The sequence below is a fragment of the Parahaliea mediterranea genome, from assembly GCF_003402235.1.
GTDB lineage: Bacteria > Pseudomonadota > Gammaproteobacteria > Pseudomonadales > Halieaceae > Parahaliea > Parahaliea mediterranea.
This window is the reverse complement of sequence record NZ_QEWO01000004.1, coordinates 222,362-239,375: the sequence shown is the minus strand read 5'-3', so window position 1 is coordinate 239,375 and position 17,014 is coordinate 222,362. Positions and strand designations below refer to the sequence as shown.

Sequence of the window (17,014 nt, the reverse complement as noted above, 5' to 3'; positions counted from 1 at the left end):
AATCGATATCTGCATTGTCTCAAACCCACTGCCGGTAGGCAGGGGTCTTTCAGCAGCCTGCTAGTACCCCATTCAGGAACGCGGGTGGACGTCACCCATCTGGCATTCACCATAGACTTGGCAACGAGCGCTGTACCATGATTTACTTCATCCTGCGACGTTTTGCTGTACTGACGAATGGCTAGCGATGCCCGACTATCCTCCCCGGCTGACCTAAAAAATAGCGTTGGACAGTGCCGCTTCCTAGCACGGCAGCACAGGAGCAGAAAGCGACAATGATAAAACGAATGAGCACCTTAGGGCCTGGCAGCACCTTTCTTCTGCTGCTTGCCAGTACTCCCTCTCTGGCGCAGACCGGTTCTTTAACCTACAGACCGGCCGTCGAGCCCGCCGCTGGCGGCGGCTCAACCGTTCAGGCCGTGCCGATTCCCTCACTGCTACTCCTGCCACTGGCAATTGGCCTGGCCGTTTTGGGTGGGCGCTATCTACGCCGCCAGCACGGCAAAAAACTCCACGGCATTCTGCTGCTGGCCATCGGCACCGGGTTAGGCGCTATCTCCAGCATGCAAGTTCCGACGGCCATCGCCGCTTTGATGATTGCACTGAGCCAGCCTGGCGGTGGCACGGTCGATATCCCGCTGGGCGAGGCAAGCTATACCAACACAGCTGGGGTGGCCCTTGCCATCACTGATATCACACCACCACCGGCCTGCACCTCGAACTCTCCTGCGAATGAATGTGTCACAGGCATGCCGCTTCCCGAGGGTGCCAGTTGTCATACTGACTATACCTGTACACTGCCCGAGGTCACCGTCATCAAGCAAGCCGATGGCGTTGAATCCGGGTCTCCGACACCGGGGGCTTTCACTCTAGCCAGAACCGGGGATACCACTAATCCACTGGACGTCAGCTTTACTTTGGGCGGCAGCGCGACAGGGATTACCGGCACGCCTACCGCTGATCTGACCGACGCTGAGGACTATGCTGTCGATAGCCTGACAGCAGTGACAATTCCCGCCGGGGCGTCATCGGTCGATGTAACCATCACCGTGCTCGATGATCAGGTCTACGATCCCAGCGAGACGGTCGAATTGACCCTGACCGCGTCTGCCGCGTATACCATTGGCGCTGAAAGTGCGGCCCTCATGTCCATTTCCTCCGAGGATAAGCGAATATTTGTGACGGCGGGCTCGTTCAATGGTGATCTCGGCGGCATAGCGGGGGCCGATCAAAAGTGTAACGAAGACGCGAACAAGCCGAGTGGTGGCGTGTATGCAGCCCTGCTTGGTGGTGCTGATCGCGGGCCTGATCCAGCCGTTGACTGGGTGTTGAGCGCGGGTACCAGTTACTTCAATGCGACAGAGGATTTTATCGCGCGTGCAAATACCGTTGCGGTGTTTGATTTTCCGCTTAACCTGCCTTTCAGTACGTCCAGTTCATTGCCCATTGAAATTTGGACAGGTATCGACATCGTTTCTGCTGGTCGATGGGCGGTGGCGCCTGAGACATGTTCATCCTGGTCAAGTTCGGATACTGCCCTAGAGGGAGCGTTTGGATGGTCCGACTTGGATGACGCCTTTTCCATTCGGGTAATAGAACTGTCATGTAATGTATTTGACCCTGGATTGTACTGTGTCGAGCAATAATTTGATGTTTCACTGCGTTTTCCCAGCAGTCATCTTTAAGGCTCACACTGCCAACGAAGCCATGAACGTTGAGTAACCTGCCAGTTAGCAAGCCGTTGAAAAACAGGTGAGACGAAACGCTTCGCAATTCACCGGGAACGTAGCCGGTGTTCCTTGGAGCAGTGCCGCATCTTCATGTGCTGGTCGCTCAATGAGCCGTCGAACTGGCAAGCAACGCGTCCGCAGTCTGGATTTGGCTCATATCCACACAGATCGAGGCCGCATACGCTGTCCTGGGCGATCATTGCGCTACCAATGTGCGCATCCGCACCAGGTTGTAAACTGCCATCGCCAGAGTGAAGCGCTGGTCGACGCGCTCCAGGCCCCTGAACATCAATTGGCGCAGTCCACCGATGATCTTGGCCCAACCAAAACACTGCGTGATGCATTTTCTCTTTCGCATCGAGATGTTGCACCCGGGATGCCGTGTCGTTCTGTCATCGATCGCGGAGCCGCCAGTGCGTTTCGTATTCTGAACTACATGCGCGGTCACGCGAATGGAACGATATTGTGTGACAAAACCTCGGGTGTCATAGCTTGTGTCAACCCAAGCCCACATGCGCGCCAAGTCTCATTGCAGCAGCGCGTGACGAACATCAGGTGTCTAGCGCCGCGATGGCAGAAATTTCGACCGGCATTTCGGTGTAGGGCAGCTGCTCGACGCCGACTAATTTCGACGATGGGGGAAATGGCTTACCGTCCAGCGTTTCGTACATCGCCTTAAAGGCCAGTTCCGTGGCTGTCAGTCTAATTTGACGACATAGGTCGTACTTGTTTCCGTCGATCTTAAGGTCGGTGGGCACCTCACGACCGTTGTGCGGCGCTATCCCTTAACCAGCCTCATTAAATTAGCGAACGCTTTTCAGCCCCCACAGCAGCAGCCACGCTTGTCTACACTGCATAATGTCGCTATCGTACATGCCCCTCACACAATAAACATACCCAAAGGTCAAATCCGGGCCCCAGGAGGTTCACATGGATACCCGCTTCTCCCCCGATGACATCGCCTTTCGCGATGAGGTTCGGGCCTTTTTCAAGCATGCCTACGACGCCGAGTTGCAGGCTCGCCTGGCGGACAAAGCTACCTTCAAGGACGCGGTGGTGGACTGGCAGAAGCGGCTCTTCGAGCAGGGCTGGATTGCCCCCAACTGGCCGGTGGAGTACGGCGGCACGGGTTGGAGCCCCACCCAGAAGTACATCTACGAGTCTGAGCGCGCGGCCCATGGCATTCGCGATGTGGTGCCCTTTGGCCTGCAGATGGTGGCGCCGGTTATCTATACCTTTGGCAACGACGAACAGAAGGCGCGCTTTCTGCCCCGCATTCTGCGCAGTGACGACTGGTGGTGCCAGGGCTATTCGGAGCCGGGCTCCGGGTCCGATCTGGCATCCCTGAAGACCAAAGCGGTGCTCGATGGTGACGATTATGTCGTAAATGGCGCCAAAATCTGGACGACCTACGCCCAGTACGCCGACTGGATTTTCTGCCTGGTGCGCACCAACAACGAGGGCAAGAAGCAGGAGGGCATCACCTTCCTGCTGATCGATATGAAAAGCCCGGGCATCAAGGTAAACCCCATTGTGTCCATCGACAATCACCACAGCCTGAACGAAGTGGAGTTCAACGACGTGCGGGTGCCGGTGGCCAACCGCATTGGCGAGCAGGACAAGGGCTGGACCTACGCCAAGGCCCTGCTTGCCCACGAGCGCACTACCATCGCTGGTGTGGCAGACAGCAAGCGCGGCCTGGAAATGGTGCGCCAGGAGGCGGCCGCAGAGGTCAATGGCGGCCAGCGCCTGCTTGACGATTCGCTGTTCCGCAAGCGCCTGTCGAATATCGAGATCGAGCTGATGGCGCTGGAGTTCACCGAGTTGCGGGTGCTGGCCACGGTGGCATCCGGCGGCGCGCCGGGGGCGGAATCGTCCCTGCTCAAGATCAAGGGCACGGAAATCCAGCAGGCTATCCAGGAGCTACGCATGGACCTGGCAGCCTACTACCAGGGGGTACTGCCCAATGCGCTCAGCGCCGAGCAACTCGGCCATGCATTCGGCAGCGCTGCCCGCCAGTCCTTTATGTACGGCCGCGCCGCGACTGTATACGGGGGCTCCAACGAGGTGCAGAAAAACATCATCGCCAAGGCCGTGCTGGGCCTGTAAGCACGGGAGATAACACCATGAATTTCGATTTCACTGAAGAACAAAGCATGCTGCGCGACAGCGTCGCCCGTTACGTGCAGGACAGCTACGACTTTGAAACCCGCCGCACCATTGCCGACTCCCAGGCCGGCATGAGCGCCCAGCAGTGGCAGACCTTTGCCGAACTGGGCTGGCTGTCGGTGCCCTTCGCCGAAGAGTACGGCGGCTTCGGCGGTGGCCCGGTGGACACCATGCTGCTGATGGAGGAATTCGGCAAGGGCCTGGTGCTGGAGCCCTACCTGGCCACGGTGCTGTTGTTTGGCGCCCTGCTGCAGCGCGGCGGCAACCAGGCCCTGGCCGATGAATACCTGCCCAAAATCATTGAGGGCAGCTGCCAGGGCGCGTTTGCCTACCTTGAGCGCCAGAGTCGCTTTGAACTGCGCGATGTGAAAACCCGCGCCAGCAATGACGGCGAGGGCTATCGCCTTAACGGCGAAAAAGTTGTGGTGTTCAACGGCGCCAATGCTGATGCGCTGATCGTCAGCGCGCGCACCGCCGGGGAGCAGGCCGACGCCGAGGGCATCAGCCTCTTTCTGGTGCCGGCCAGCGCGGCGGGGGTGGTGGTGACCCCCTTCAAGCAGATGGACGGCCAGACGGTGGCCAATATCACCCTGGATAACGTGGCGGTGCCTGCCACCGCGCTGATTGGCGAGGCCGGTGGCGCCCTGGCGCTGATTGAGCCGGTGGTGCAGTCCGCCGTGGTGGCCCTGGCAGCTGAGGCGCTTGGCATCATGGCCCAGCTCAACGCCAAGACCCTGGAATACACCAAAACGCGCAAGCAGTTCGGCGTGGCCATTGGCAGCTTCCAGGCCCTGCAGCACCGCATGGTGGATACCTTCATGGCCTACGAGCAGACCAAGTCCCTGCTGTACCGCGCGGTGTGCGAACTGGAAGAGGGCGCCGACTCAGCCGCCACCACGGCGCATGCCCTGAAGGCCATGGTCGATCGTGCCGGCAAGCTGATCTACGGCGAGGCTATCCAGCTGCACGGCGGCATGGGCCTGACCGACGAACTGGATATCGGCCACTATGCCAAGCGCCTGATGATGATCAACGCCACCTTCGGCAACGGCGACTATCACCAGGGCCGCTTTGACGCGCTGCGCTACGCATGAAGATGCCAGCGCCCGGGTTTGCCCCCGGGCGCTGGCCGGCGTAACGTAGATACCCCACCTTGACCGGGCGCCAACGCCCGCCTATCCGGAGCACAACAATGAAACTAGGCTTTCTGCTCGGCTATTCCGGCAAAGAGATTCACCTGCCCCTGGACCTGATCCAGCAGGCGGAAACCATGGGTTACGACTCGGTGTGGACCGCCGAGGCCTACGGCAACGACGCGGTTACCACCGCCACCTGGGTGCTGGCCAACACCAGCAAGATTCGCGTGGGCACCGCCATCATGCAGATGCCGGCCCGCAGCCCGGCCATGTGCGCCATGACCGCCATGTCCCTGGACCAGCTCTCTGGCGGCCGCTTTATCGTAGGCCTTGGCGCCTCGGGCCCCCAGGTGGTGGAAGGCTGGCACGGCGTGCCCTACGGCAAGCCGGTGACACGCACCCGCGAGTACATCCAGATCATGCGCAAAATCATGGAGCGCGACGGCCCGGTGGAGTTCGACGGCGATATGTACCAGCTGCCCAACAAGGGCCCCGGCACCACCGGCCTTGGCAAGCCCCTGAAGTCCATCCTCAGCGGCAGCCCGGATATCCCCATCTACACCGCCTCCATCACTCCCGCGGGGCTGCGCTGTGCCGGTGAGGTTGCCGATGGCGTGTTCCCGGTGTGGATGGACCCGAACAAATTCGACGTGCTGGGCGAGCACATCCAGCAGGGTTTCGACAAGGCTGGCAACGGCAAGAGCCTGGACAACTTCGACGTGGCGCCCTTTGTGTCTGTGGCGATGAACGACGATTTGGAAGCCGCCTACGACTCCCTGCGCCCCTGGCTGGCCCTGTACATCGGCGGCATGGGCGCGAAGAACAAGAACTTCTACAACGACTACGCCACCCGCCTCGGCTACGGCGATGAGGCGCAGCAGATCCAGGAGCTCTACCTGTCGGGTAAAAAGGCCGAGGCGGAAGCCAAAGTGCCCAATGCCCTGCTGGACGAGGTGGCCCTGGTGGGGCCCAAGGAGCGCATTGTCGAGCGCCTGGCGCCCTGGAAAGAGGCCGGCAAGCGCGGCGAAGTGGGCACCATGCTGCTCGGCGTTCACGATACGGCGGTGCTGGAGCTGTTCGCCAAGGAGTTGCTCTGATGCAGGTGCAGGGCAAGGTCGTTGTGGTCACCGGCGGCGCCAATGGCATTGGCAGGGCGCTGTGCGAGCGATTTGCCGCCGAGGGCGCTGCCTGCGTGGTGGTGGCAGACCTGGAAAAAGACAACGCCGCCAAAGTGGCCACGGCCATAGGCGGTGAAGCCTACGGGGTGGACGTGCGCGACGAGGCGCAGATTGCCGCCATGGTGCAGGCGGTGGAAGGGCAGCACGGCCGTATCGACCTGTTCTGCAGCAACGCCGGTATTATCGCCGGCGATGGCGAGCCCTGGCATGCCACCTCGGCGCCCAACAGCACGTGGCAGGCCATGTGGGATATTCACGTGATGTCCCACGTGTACGCCGCCCGTGCCTGCCTGCCCGGAATGATCCGCCGTGGCGAGGGTTACTTTTTGAACACCGCCTCCGCGGCGGGCCTGCTCAACCAGGTGGGCGATGCCGCCTACTCGACCACCAAGCATGCGGCCATCGGCTTTGCCGAGGCGCTGGCCATCACCCATGGCGACGATGGCATCAAGGTGTCTGCCCTGTGCCCCCAGGCGGTGGCAACGCGCATGATCGGCGACAACAAGGACGGCGGTACCGCCGGCGTGGACGGGGTGATCAGCGCCGAGGCGGTGGCCCAGGCGGTCATTGACGGGCTGGCCGAGGAGAGCTTCCTGATTCTGCCCCACAAGGAAGTTGTCGACTATCGCGCCCACAAGGCCGCCAACTACGACCGCTGGCTGGGTGGCATGCGCAAACTGCGGCGCAAGTTCGGCAACCCCAAGCTGTGAGGCGCCAGGTTGTGACATTGCAGGCGATGAAATTCCAAACGACGAAGCCGCATGTCAGGCAGGGGGATCGCTATGTCCGGTGAGCTGCGGGACGTGAGCCAGACAGAGAAGAAAGAGCGCTTTGCCCGCAGCATTCTCAACGGCTTTGAATCCTACTTTGCCGAGTTCCAGAACGTTACCCTGGCGGCACGCACCCGCTTTGAAAATGCCGACTGGCACGGCATGCACGCCTCGTCGATTGAGCGTATCGACCTGTACAAGGCCAAAACCACGGCGGTGCTGGATGTGGTCGAGCTTATCGCTGGTGACCAGCTGCGCGACTACCAGTTCTGGACCGACACCAAGGCCGAGTATGCCAGTCTGATAGAGGGCCACAACAACTTCGAGATGGCCGAGACCTTCTTCAACTCGGTGTACTGCGCGGTGTTCAAGCATCGCAAAATTCGCGACGAGCACGCCTTTGTGTTCTCGCCCCAGGGCGATATGCCGCCCTCGGACTTCCGCAAGGTCGTGCGGCGCTACCCGCTGGATGGCTCTTTGCCCGAACTGCTGCGGGCGCTGTTTGCCGACTACGCCTTTAGCCTGCCCTACGAGAACCTGGAGCGGGACATCGGCTTTATTGTGGAGGCGATAGAGAGCTTTCTGGCGCCGCGCTTTGATCTGGGTCGCGACGGTGTCGAATTCCAGATGCTGGAGCATCACTTCTTCCGCAACAAGGGCGCCTATATTGTCGGGCGTATTGCGGCCGGGTCGGACTCCATGCCCATCGTGTTCCCGCTGATGCAGAACGCCAAAGAGGACGCCGAGGTGTTTGTCGACACCGTCCTGTTTGGTGCCGACAAGTGCAGTGTGCTGTTCAGTTTTACCCGTTCCTACTTCATGGTGGATGCCAGCATCCCCTCGCAGTATGTGCTGTTTTTACAGCAGCTGATGCCGGCCAAACCCATTTCGGAAATCTACAGCGCGATGGGTTACAACAAGCACGGCAAAACCTACTACCACCGCTGTGCCTACCGGCATATGACCCGCACCACCGACCAGTTCATCATTGCCCCCGGTATCAAGGGCATGGTGATGAGCGTGTTCACCATGCCGTCCTACGATTTTGTGTTCAAAATCATCAAGGATCGCTTCACTCCGCCCAAGGAAATGACCCACGAACAGGTCAAGGCCAAGTACCGGCTGGTAAAGCGCTGGGACCGGGCTGGGCGCATGGCGGATACCCAGGAGTTCACCAACCTGGCCTTTGCCCGCGAGCGTTTCTCTGAGGAGTTGATGGAAGAGTTGCGCAAGGTGGCGCCGTCGCTGATCGAGGAGCACGGCAAGGCCCTGATCATCAAGCACGTTTATGTGGAGCGGCGCATGACGCCCCTCAACCTCTACCTGCAGGACGCGACAGACGAGCAGATTGCGGCGGTGATGGATGAATACGGTAACGCCATCAAACAGCTGGCCGCGGCCAATATCTTCCCCGGCGACATGCTGCTGAAAAACTTTGGCGTGACCCGCCACGGCCGGGTGGTGTTTTACGACTACGACGAAATCCAGCCGCTGATGGACTGCAACTTCCGCAAGATTCCCGAGCCCCGCAGCGAGGCGGAAGAGCTGGCCAGCAAGCCCTGGTACACCGTGGGGCCCAACGATATTTTCCCGGAGGAGTTTCGCCTGTTTTTCTCCGGCAACCAGCGCGCAAGGAAGGTGTTTGACGCTATGCACAGTGATATTTACGACGTGGCCTTCTGGCAGGGTTTGCAGGAACGCATCCGCCAGGGGCATATCGAGGACTTCTTCCCCTATCGGCGCAAGCTGCGCTTCCCGCGTGAAGCAGCAGCCGTGGCGGAGGCGGTGTAATGGCGACCCTGTACCTGATTCGCCACGGCCAGGCCTCCTTTGGCGCCGACGACTACGACAAACTCTCCGACCTCGGCTGTCGCCAGGCCAGCGCCATGGGGCGCTATCTGGCGGACAACGGCATCCACCTGGACGCCGCCTACAGCGGCGACCTGCTGCGCCAGCGGGAGACGACCCAACTGGCACTGGCCAGCCAGCCCCGGGAGGTAAGCCACCGTATTGATGCGCGCTTTAACGAGGTGCGCAACGATGAGCAGGTTGAACACCTGGTGCCGCAACTGGTGGACAGCAATCCCCGCCTGAAAGCGCTGATGGACAAGGGCCTGAGCGATAGCAAGGATTACCAGAAAGTGATCGAGGCGGTGTTCAATCACTGGGTATCGCCGGCTTGCCAGCACCCTGGCATCCAGAGCTGGGCGGATTATTCCGGTGGCGTGCGCGCCGCCCTTCGCGACCTGATGGCCGAGCAGGGTGCCGGCAAGACGGTGGCAGTGTTCACCTCTGGCGGCACCATCGCCACTGCGGTGGCCCAGGTGCTGGGGCTGGGGGGCGAGCATACCTACCGTTTCTACGAACCGATTTTCAACTGCTCTGTCACCCAGCTGTTTTACAGCGGCGACAAGGTGTCCCTGTCCTACTTCAATGACCGCTCCTTCCTGCAGATGATGGGCAGGGAAGCGGGCGAGAACCTGGTGACCTACCGGTGACGCGCATTCTGCTGGTGCGCCACGGCGAGGCTGCGGCCGAGTGGGGCCAGCATGAAGACCCGGGCCTGAGCGAGCGCGGCCGGCAGCAGGCCAGTGACACCGCGCAGGCATTGTTGCTGCGCCTGGGGGCGGATGACTGGCAGATTCTCAGCAGCCCGAAGGCCCGGGCGCTGGAAACCGCGGCGCCGCTGGCGGCTGCCAGTGGCCTGTCTGTAGCGATTGAGCCCGCCTACCGGGAAGTGCCGGTGCCGGTGGCCATGGAGCAGCGCAAGCCGTGGCTGCGCCAGTTTATGCAACAGCAGTGGCCGGGCCAGCCGGCCGCCCTGTGGCAATGGCGCCAGGGATTGGTTGATGCCCTTGAAGGCCTCGCCCGGCCCACCCTGGTTTTTACCCATTTTCTGGTGATTAACGCGGCGGTTGCCGAGGCCGAGGGGCGCGACGAGGTGCTGTGCTTCTGGCCGGATAATGCCTCGGTCACCGAGTTTTGCCTGCAGGCCGGGCGGCTGCAGTTGGTGTCACTCGGGCGCAGTCTGCAGACGGTGGTGAACTAGCCCTCGTCCCGGGGCAGGCGCTGCAGGGATTCCTGGGCCGTTGAGGCAATCAGCACCCCGTCGCGAGTGTAGAAGCTGCCGCGACTGAAACCGCGGCCCCCGCCGGCTGCCGGGCTGTCCATGGTGTAAAGCAGGAAGTCGTCCACACGCGCCCGGCGGTGAAACCAGATGGCGTGATCCAGGCTCGCCACCTGCATGCCCCTGGTACGCCCGCTGTAGGGGTGGGGCAGCATGGCAGTGCCGAGCAGGGCAAAATCCGACATGTAGGCCAGCAGCATCTGGTGGCGCACCGGGTTGTCGCCAATGTCCGTGGGCACGCGAAACCAGTAGTGCTGCACCGGCTCAGTGGGCTGGGGCTGTTCCAGGTCGCGCCGCTCCACCGGGCGGCGTTCAATCGGCTGCATCATCATGCCATCGTGCACCAGGCCCGGCCGTTCCTCGGCCATGCGCGTCCAGTACTGGGCATCGGTTTCCAGGCCTTCCGGCGCGGTGACCTGGGGCGCGCTGGCCTGGTGCTCCAGCCCTGCCTCCTCGGCCTGGAATGACAGAGCGCTATTGAAGATGGCCACGCCATCCTGCTTGGCCACCACCCGGCGGGTGGTAAAGCTGCCACCGTCGCGGATTGGGTCCACATCGTAGATGATCTGCTTGGCCGGGTCGCCAGGGCGCAGGAAGTAGCCGTGCATGGAGTGCACCAGGCGCTCGCTGTTCACCGTCTGGCTGGCGGCGTAGAGCGCCTGGGCCAGCACCTGGCCGCCAAACACCCGCGGTGGGAATTTCGGGCTCTTGCCGAGAAACAAGAAGCGGTCGATGCGCTCTACTTCCAGCTGGCGAATCAATTTCTCGAGCAACGTGTTCAAAGGGGGCTCCATCGGTGGGCGGGGATTTGCTCAGGCGCGGGGCACCAGGCCGTTGTAGAAAATATCAAAGTAGTCGTTGGCGGCGCTGTCCAGGTCGTCCACCCGGCGCCACAGGCCAATTTCCATGGAGGCGTTGGTGGCGCCGGAAATAAGCTGCTGGGCGATGAAGGGCGCCACCTGGCGCACGGTGCCGTCCTGCATGCCCTCGCGGATGAAGTCCCCGAAGCAGGCGCTGGAAGCATCCGTGCGTTCAAGGACTTCCTTGCGGCGCTTCATCGGCAGGGCGGTAATGGTGTTGTAGCGAATAAGGGGCCCGTCGTCGGAGTTCTGCACGCGAAAAACCTGCCGGCAGCTCTGGGCGATTTTCTCAAGGCCGGTGCCCGGCAACTGGCGGGCTTCACCGTAAATGCGGTCGATGGCGTCCTGGGAGTAGCGATAGCAGTGGTAGAGCAGGTCTTCCTTGTTCTTGATGTGATAGTAGAAGGCGCCCTTGGAGACATTCAGGTGCTCTGCAATCTCATCCAGCGAGGTGCCGTTGAAGCCCTGTTTGTTGAAGAACCAGGTGCCGGCGCGAAAGAAGGCCTGCTGCTTCAGGCGGTTCTGCTCTTCACGGTCAAAGCCGTGCACATAGGCGCTGGGGGCCGAGCCCGGCTCGCTGGCGCTCGCCTGGTAGTCGTCGGCGCCGGCGTAAAGGCCGTGATGCAGTACGTTGAAGGCCTGCTCGGCGGTTGCCATAACCTGGTCGCGTTCCACCGTGTGCAGCCAGGAAAAAACCCAGTCCACCGAGCCCAGGATGGCGCGGGTGGCGGAGGTGCTCTCCAGCGCCCGCAGGCTGCCGTCGCTGGCGCCGTCGCGCAGGTACTGGCGCAGGCGCTTGAACATGGCGATGTAGGTGGCTTCCACTTCCTTGCGATGCGGCCCCTTGAGGGAGGCAATTTCCAGCAGGGCGGCGATATAGGGGCCGCGCCCCTCATGGGCGCTGAGCCAGTTGTCGAAGTGCGACAGGAAAAAGGCGCGAACGCGCTCCAGCGCACTGCTGTGCTGCTCCTCGATGACATCCATCTGCCGCAGGTGATGCTGCAGCGCCGCCATGTAGCACTGGTAGATCAGCTCTTCCTTGGTTTTAACGTAGTAGTACAGGCTGGTTTTGGTCAGGCCCAGGGTTGCGGCAATGTCTTGCAGAGTGGTGGCGCGGGACCCTTTGTAGTTGAACAGCCTGGCGGCCTGGGACAGTATCGCCGTCCGCTTGGCGTCGTGCTGGGCGGAGCGGTTGAAGGGTGAGGCGCTGGGTTTATCCTGGCTCATGCCGTTGGGGCAGCCTGCAAAGCAGCTCGCCCATACTTCCTCGTCTAAAATTCAAACTTTAGGTATTATTTTTGTCGCTGTCCAGTCCGGCGGCTCAGGGGCTTGTACCAAGCTGGGCGCATTCGCTGTGCCGGAAGCAGTCCAGCGTGTGGTCGTTGACCATGCCGGTGGCCTGCATGTGGGCGTAGATGATGGTGGACCCGACAAAGGTGAAACCGCGGCGTTTCATGTCCTTGCTGATGGTGTCCGACAGGGGGGTGGTAGCCGGCACCTGCTGCAGGCGCTTCCACCGGTTCTGGATTGGCTTGCCGTCCACAAAGTTCCATAGGTAATGGCTGAAGCTGCCAAAGGCGGCCTGGGTTTCCAGAAAGGCCCGCGCGTTGGTGCGGGCCCCGAACACCTTGAGCCGGTTGCGGACGATGCCCGGGTCCTCCAGGCGTTTTTCCAGCTGGGCGTCGGTGAATTTTGCCACCTTGACCGCATCAAAGCCGGCGAACAGGCGGCGATAGCCCTCGCGCTTGCGCAGCACCGTGATCCAGGACAGCCCGGCCTGTGCGCCCTCGAGCATCAGAAATTCAAACAGGGTGGCGTCGTCGCGCACTGGCACACCCCATTCGGTATCGTGGTAGTCCACATACAGCGGGTCATCACCGCACCAGCCACAGCGTTGGGTCATCGTCATCGTCTCCTGTTTGTGGCAAGTATGGTGTGGAGGGACGGGCGGTGTCCACAGGGCGTGGCGAAGGGCCATGCCCTGTGGGAAAATCCGCCGGCGTTGATAAGGGGCTGACAATGACCGATACCATCCACTACCAACAGAATGGCCAGGTAGGCCGGCTGCTGCTGAATGTGCCCGCGCGGCACAACGCCCTGGGCGGCGACGAACTGTACGCCATCCGCGATATTCTTGCCGGGCTGCACGGGCCCAATGCGCCGCGCGTGCTGGTGGTTAGCGGTGCCGGCGGCAAGACGTTTTGTGCGGGGGCCTCGCTGGCTGAACTCAACAGTGGCCGGATTTCCGGCGAGCTGTTCCAGGAAACCACCGACCAGTTGGCGGCGCTGGCCATTCCCACCGTCGCCGCCATCAATGGCAACGTGTTTGGCGGCGGCGTGGAGCTGGCGCTCAGCTGCGATTTTCGCTTTGGCGTGGAGGGCAGCCGCCTGCGGGTGCCGGCGGCGGCTATTGGCCTGTGCTATCCCGTTGGCGGCATCCAGCGCTTTGTGCAGCGCCTGGGGGTGAGCGCGGCCAAGCGCCTGTTGCTGGCGGCAGAGACACTGGATTGCCAGGGCATGCTGGACATCGGCTTTCTGGATTTTCGCCTGCCCCGGGAGCGCCTGGACGACGAAGTGACGGCTTTCGCCGAGCAACTGGCGAGCCTAGCGCCGCTGGCGGTCCAGTCCATGAAGGCAATCATTGCCGGGGTGGCCGCCGGCAGTCTGGATGCTGGCCGCGCCGATGCCCTGGTGGCCCAGTGCCGTGACTCGGCAGACCTGCAGGAAGGCTTTGCCGCCCAGAAGGAGAAGCGCGCGCCGCATTTTGTTGGGCGTTGATGGGGTTGGCATCACGTAGCATCGCATAGCGAGGTATTAGCGGTGCTTACACCTTGCCAGCCAAAAAGCGCAGCAGCGGCTGTCGCTGCCGAGTGAACGCCCCCTACGGCCGGCCGATGGCGGGCACTCGCAGGCTGTAGTGTGTTCCCTTACTGCGCTGCACGCTGAGCGTTCCACCCAGCGAGCGAACCAGCTCCGCCACGGTGGCAAGGCCTGGCGAAGCGGGCGTGTCGATGGCAACGGCCGGCGGTAAACCGGCGCCGTTATCCACAATCTCGAACAGGGCCGCCTCGCCCTTTGCGGCATCACCATAATGCGCCCTGACGATGACAATGCCCCCCTCAGGGAAGGCGGCAAAGGCGTGGGCGTAGGCGTTTTCCAGCAACTCGTACAGGATGATGGACAGGGGCAGGGCCGCGCTGGCGGGCAGGAGCTGTTCTGGCAGGTCGTTCACCAGCACAATGCGCTCGCCGGCGCTATGGGCCGCCTCCAACTGCTGCGCCAGGTCGTTGGTGTAGCTGTGCAGGTTGGCCAGTAGCTCCTCGTGGCAATAGCGCAGGGCCTGCTCCAGGCACTGCATGGCGCTGAGGCGGCCGCAAATATGGCGTTGCAGCGCGGCGTACTCGGGTGGTGGCAGCGTTTTGGCCTGCCGGGCAAGGCATTCGCGCAGCAGGGTTAGCCTGACGAGGTTGAACTGGTGAATCGCCTCTACCAACTGGGCCTGTTCCTCCAGCTGTTCCTGGGCATCGTCCAGGGCCCTGTCGGCGGTGAGTGCCAGCGCCGTGGCCCGTTGCTGGGTGGCCCGGTGGATAATGTGCCTGTCGTAGCTGCGCTTGGCCTGGCGGCCAAGCAGCAAAAGGGCGGCCGCATACAGGCACCAGGCCCACCACTGGCGCCACGGCGGAGGGCTGACATACAGCGCCAGGCTGGCGCCGTCGAAATTCCAGACGCCGTTTGAATTGGCGGCCTGCACCCGAAACTGGTAGTTCCCCGGTGGCAGGTTGGTGTAGGTGGCGCTGCTGCGGTTGCCGATGCTGACCCAGTCCGGGTCGAAGCCTTCGAGCTTGTAGCGGTACAGGTTGCTGTCGGGGTCGACATAGTCGAGCGCACTGAAGTCGAAGGTGACGTAGTAATCCGCATGCGATAGCTCGATGCTGGCGGGCTGTTGCGCGGTGGTGTGCAGCGCCCGGGCCTTGCCGGCAATGGTGATACCGGTCAGCACGACGGGCGCCGGCTGGCTGCTAAGGCTGAAGGCGGCGGGGTCAAAGCGGTTGTATCCGTGGCTGCCGCCAAAATAGATTTGGCCGCTAGTGGCTTGATACGAGGCGCCGAATTCGAAATCCGGCCCCTGGAGCCCGTGTTTGTAGCGGAAATTGTGCACCGACAAATCGGGCCCGATGCGGCTAAGGCCCCGGTTGGTGGAGGCCCACACAGCGCCGCTGTTGTCCGCCTGCAGGGCATACACCGTTTTGCTGATCGGTGCGCCGGTTGTTACCGGGCGCGCGGTGAGCTGGCCCGGGCCGTGGCCGGTGTCGAGGAGAAACAGGCCCTGCCGGTAGGTACCAATCCAGAGGCAGCCGTGGCTGTCTTCGGTGAGGGACAGCGCCGCGACAGTACCGTGGCCCGGCGACTCACCGGTGAAAATAACATCGTCAAAGGCTCCGGTGGATGGATGAAAAACCTGCAGGCCGCCCTCGCTGGCGACAAACAGGCGGCCATCGGAATGCCGAAAGAGCGCGGTGACGTTGTTGTGGAGAAGCCCATCGGCGGTATCGACCACAGCGGTGCGCCTGGTTGCGCCTGGCCACAGGGTGATCACCGCCAGCCCGGCGCCGTGGGTGCCCACCAGCAGTTCACCGGCGTCGGTGGTGAGGATGGCGCTGACGGAGTTGCTGGGCAGGCCGGGCACGCTTTGGCTGTGATAGGCAGAGCGCCGCCGCCGCTCGGTATCCAGCACCACCAGCCCCCTGTTTCTGGTGCCGATATAAAGATAACGCTGATGCACATGGAGGCTCATGATGCCCAGTGACGCCGCATCGAGACCAGGGAACAGTTGGTCGATGGGCGTCAGCTGGCCCGTTGTCGGGTCTTCGCGAAAGAGGTTGTCGTAGGTCGCTATCCAGGTGCCAAGGGTGTCATTGCCGTCTATGGCAAACACGGTACTCAACAGCGGCTGGTTGTGCGCGGTAACACTCTCGAACAGTGACCGGGTGCCAATGTTCAGCCCCGCGTAGGTGCCAATCCACAGCAGCCCGCTGTCGGCGCTGAGCAGGCTGGTGACTTCATTGTTGCTGATATCCGAATTGCGCTGATGGAACCTGCTGGCCTGCCCCGCGTTGCGGTGGAACAGTCCGCGGTCGGTGCCTATCCACAGCGAGTCATCGGTGGTGTCTGACACAATGTCATGCACCACGGTGTCGGCGATGACGCCGGCCAATGCATCACTCAGCCCTTCTTTGCGGCACTTCCCCTTGCTGAGGTCTTGCAGGTACAGGCCATCGCCCCGCGTGCCCAACAAAACGGTTGAGCCGGACAGGGGGTGAATGGCCGTCAGACTGTGCAGGGACGGCTGGCAGAGGGCCTTGAGGTCGACGATGGCGGGCGTGGGGTGGGCCCTGCTAAAGATTGCGAGCTGGCCATCGGTACCCAGGGCGTAGACGGTGCCGTCAGCTTCCTCGGTGATGTCCGCCACCGGGCTATCGAGTTTGGCGTAGCTTCCCGGCAGCCCGGCGGCTTCATCAAGGGATGTTACCAGGCCAGAGTCCAGGCCAAGCCAAACGTTTCCACGGCCATCGACAAACACGCGGGTGATGTTCTCATCATCGGCCGTGGTATTCAGCGGAATCTTCTGGCGGGCCGGTACAAAGCCGTTGGTGGCCGGGTCAAAGGCGAGCAGCCCGCTGCCGTGGGTTGCCAGAAGGAGGATGCCCGAACGGGTTTGCGCCATGGCCGAGACGTTCAGCGCGCGATGCCTGCCGTCGCTGTCGATCCAGTCGGTGTAGGAGGTGACCCGGTGTCCATCGTAGACAGCGACGCCGCCCGCTGCGGCCACCCAGACCAGCCCGCTTTGTGCCTTTACGATCGCCAGTATGGTGCTGTGCGACCGTGTGCTCGAAGACCCAGTGGGAGAAATGTGGAACTGCTCACCTGCGTTGCTGGCCAGCACGAACCGGTGTCCGCTGCCGGCGACCAACAGCAGGAGCAGGGCGATTGCCCTGAGCGTGGTGGAGCGTCGGTACAAGCGGGTATCTGTCAAGGCTGTGGAT

At 62.2% G+C, this 17,014-nt stretch carries 14 protein-coding genes and 1 pseudogene; 9 read left to right on the top strand and 6 right to left on the bottom strand.

Annotated elements, in window-relative coordinates; all coding sequences use genetic code 11:
* Window positions 1-287: 287 nt before the first annotated feature.
* A complete protein-coding gene (locus tag DDZ17_RS13390; protein ID WP_170150213.1) occupies window positions 288-1,646 on the top strand; it encodes a midcut-by-XrtH protein in 1,359 nt (452 codons plus the stop codon).
* A gap of 280 nt (window positions 1,647-1,926) precedes the next feature.
* On the opposite strand, the pseudogene DDZ17_RS22820 reads toward DDZ17_RS13390, so the two are convergent.
* Window positions 1,927-2,229, bottom strand: a pseudogene (locus DDZ17_RS22820) (IS5/IS1182 family transposase); the annotation flags it as partial.
* A gap of 52 nt (window positions 2,230-2,281) precedes the next feature.
* Entirely contained in the window at window positions 2,282-2,488 is a 207-nt protein-coding gene (locus DDZ17_RS13380; RefSeq protein ID WP_116367464.1) for a hypothetical protein, read from the bottom strand.
* Between the two features lie 172 nt (window positions 2,489-2,660).
* Here DDZ17_RS13380 and DDZ17_RS13375 point away from each other — a divergent pair, with 172 nt between their 5' ends.
* The 7 genes from DDZ17_RS13375 (at window position 2,661) to DDZ17_RS13345 (ending at window position 10,032) form a co-directional block, all read left to right on the top strand.
* The gene (locus DDZ17_RS13375) at window positions 2,661-3,839 is read left to right on the top strand and encodes an acyl-CoA dehydrogenase family protein (protein ID WP_116367463.1); all 1,179 of its coding nucleotides are present in this window, start codon (window positions 2,661-2,663) and stop codon (window positions 3,837-3,839) included.
* A gap of 17 nt (window positions 3,840-3,856) precedes the next feature.
* Window positions 3,857-4,993: an acyl-CoA dehydrogenase family protein gene (locus DDZ17_RS13370; protein ID WP_116367462.1), complete on the top strand. Its 1,137-nt coding sequence runs from the start codon at window positions 3,857-3,859 to the stop codon at window positions 4,991-4,993.
* Window positions 4,994-5,091: 98 nt separating this feature from the next.
* Window positions 5,092-6,132: an LLM class F420-dependent oxidoreductase gene (locus tag DDZ17_RS13365; RefSeq protein WP_116367461.1), complete on the top strand. Its 1,041-nt coding sequence runs from the start codon at window positions 5,092-5,094 to the stop codon at window positions 6,130-6,132.
* Complete coding sequence (locus DDZ17_RS13360; protein WP_116367460.1) at window positions 6,132-6,923, top strand: SDR family oxidoreductase; 792 nt, start codon at window positions 6,132-6,134, stop codon at window positions 6,921-6,923. Before DDZ17_RS13365 ends, DDZ17_RS13360 begins: the two co-directional genes overlap by 1 nt.
* A gap of 72 nt (window positions 6,924-6,995) precedes the next feature.
* The gene (gene aceK / locus DDZ17_RS13355; RefSeq protein ID WP_116367459.1) at window positions 6,996-8,774 is read left to right on the top strand and encodes a bifunctional isocitrate dehydrogenase kinase/phosphatase; all 1,779 of its coding nucleotides are present in this window, start codon (window positions 6,996-6,998) and stop codon (window positions 8,772-8,774) included.
* On the top strand, window positions 8,774-9,481 hold the full coding sequence (locus tag DDZ17_RS13350) for a histidine phosphatase family protein (RefSeq protein ID WP_116367458.1): 708 nt from the start codon (window positions 8,774-8,776) through the stop codon (window positions 9,479-9,481). Before aceK ends, DDZ17_RS13350 begins: the two co-directional genes overlap by 1 nt.
* The gene (locus tag DDZ17_RS13345; protein ID WP_116367457.1) at window positions 9,478-10,032 is read left to right on the top strand and encodes a histidine phosphatase family protein; all 555 of its coding nucleotides are present in this window, start codon (window positions 9,478-9,480) and stop codon (window positions 10,030-10,032) included. The genes DDZ17_RS13350 and DDZ17_RS13345 overlap by 4 nt, the downstream gene beginning before the upstream one ends.
* Here DDZ17_RS13345 and DDZ17_RS13340 read toward each other — a convergent pair.
* From DDZ17_RS13340 to DDZ17_RS13330, 3 genes are all read right to left on the bottom strand, one after another.
* Window positions 10,029-10,892 carry an acyl-CoA thioesterase gene (locus DDZ17_RS13340; protein WP_193940601.1) on the bottom strand — a complete coding sequence of 288 codons (864 nt, stop codon included), beginning with the start codon at window positions 10,890-10,892 and terminating at the stop codon, window positions 10,029-10,031. The genes DDZ17_RS13345 and DDZ17_RS13340 overlap by 4 nt on opposite strands.
* A 30-nt stretch (window positions 10,893-10,922) precedes the next feature.
* Entirely contained in the window at window positions 10,923-12,197 is a 1,275-nt protein-coding gene (locus tag DDZ17_RS13335; RefSeq protein ID WP_116367455.1) for a TetR/AcrR family transcriptional regulator, read from the bottom strand.
* 94 nt (window positions 12,198-12,291) lie between these two features.
* On the bottom strand, window positions 12,292-12,879 hold the full coding sequence (locus tag DDZ17_RS13330) for a DNA-3-methyladenine glycosylase I (RefSeq protein ID WP_116367454.1): 588 nt from the start codon (window positions 12,877-12,879) through the stop codon (window positions 12,292-12,294).
* 110 nt (window positions 12,880-12,989) lie between these two features.
* On the opposite strand from DDZ17_RS13330, the gene DDZ17_RS13325 reads away from it, so the two are divergent.
* On the top strand, window positions 12,990-13,748 hold the full coding sequence (locus tag DDZ17_RS13325) for an enoyl-CoA hydratase/isomerase family protein (RefSeq protein WP_116367453.1): 759 nt from the start codon (window positions 12,990-12,992) through the stop codon (window positions 13,746-13,748).
* A gap of 103 nt (window positions 13,749-13,851) precedes the next feature.
* Here DDZ17_RS13325 and DDZ17_RS13320 read toward each other — a convergent pair whose 3' ends face one another.
* Window positions 13,852-17,004 carry a triple tyrosine motif-containing protein gene (locus DDZ17_RS13320; protein WP_116367452.1) on the bottom strand — a complete coding sequence of 1,051 codons (3,153 nt, stop codon included), beginning with the start codon at window positions 17,002-17,004 and terminating at the stop codon, window positions 13,852-13,854.
* Window positions 17,005-17,014 lie beyond the last annotated feature (10 nt).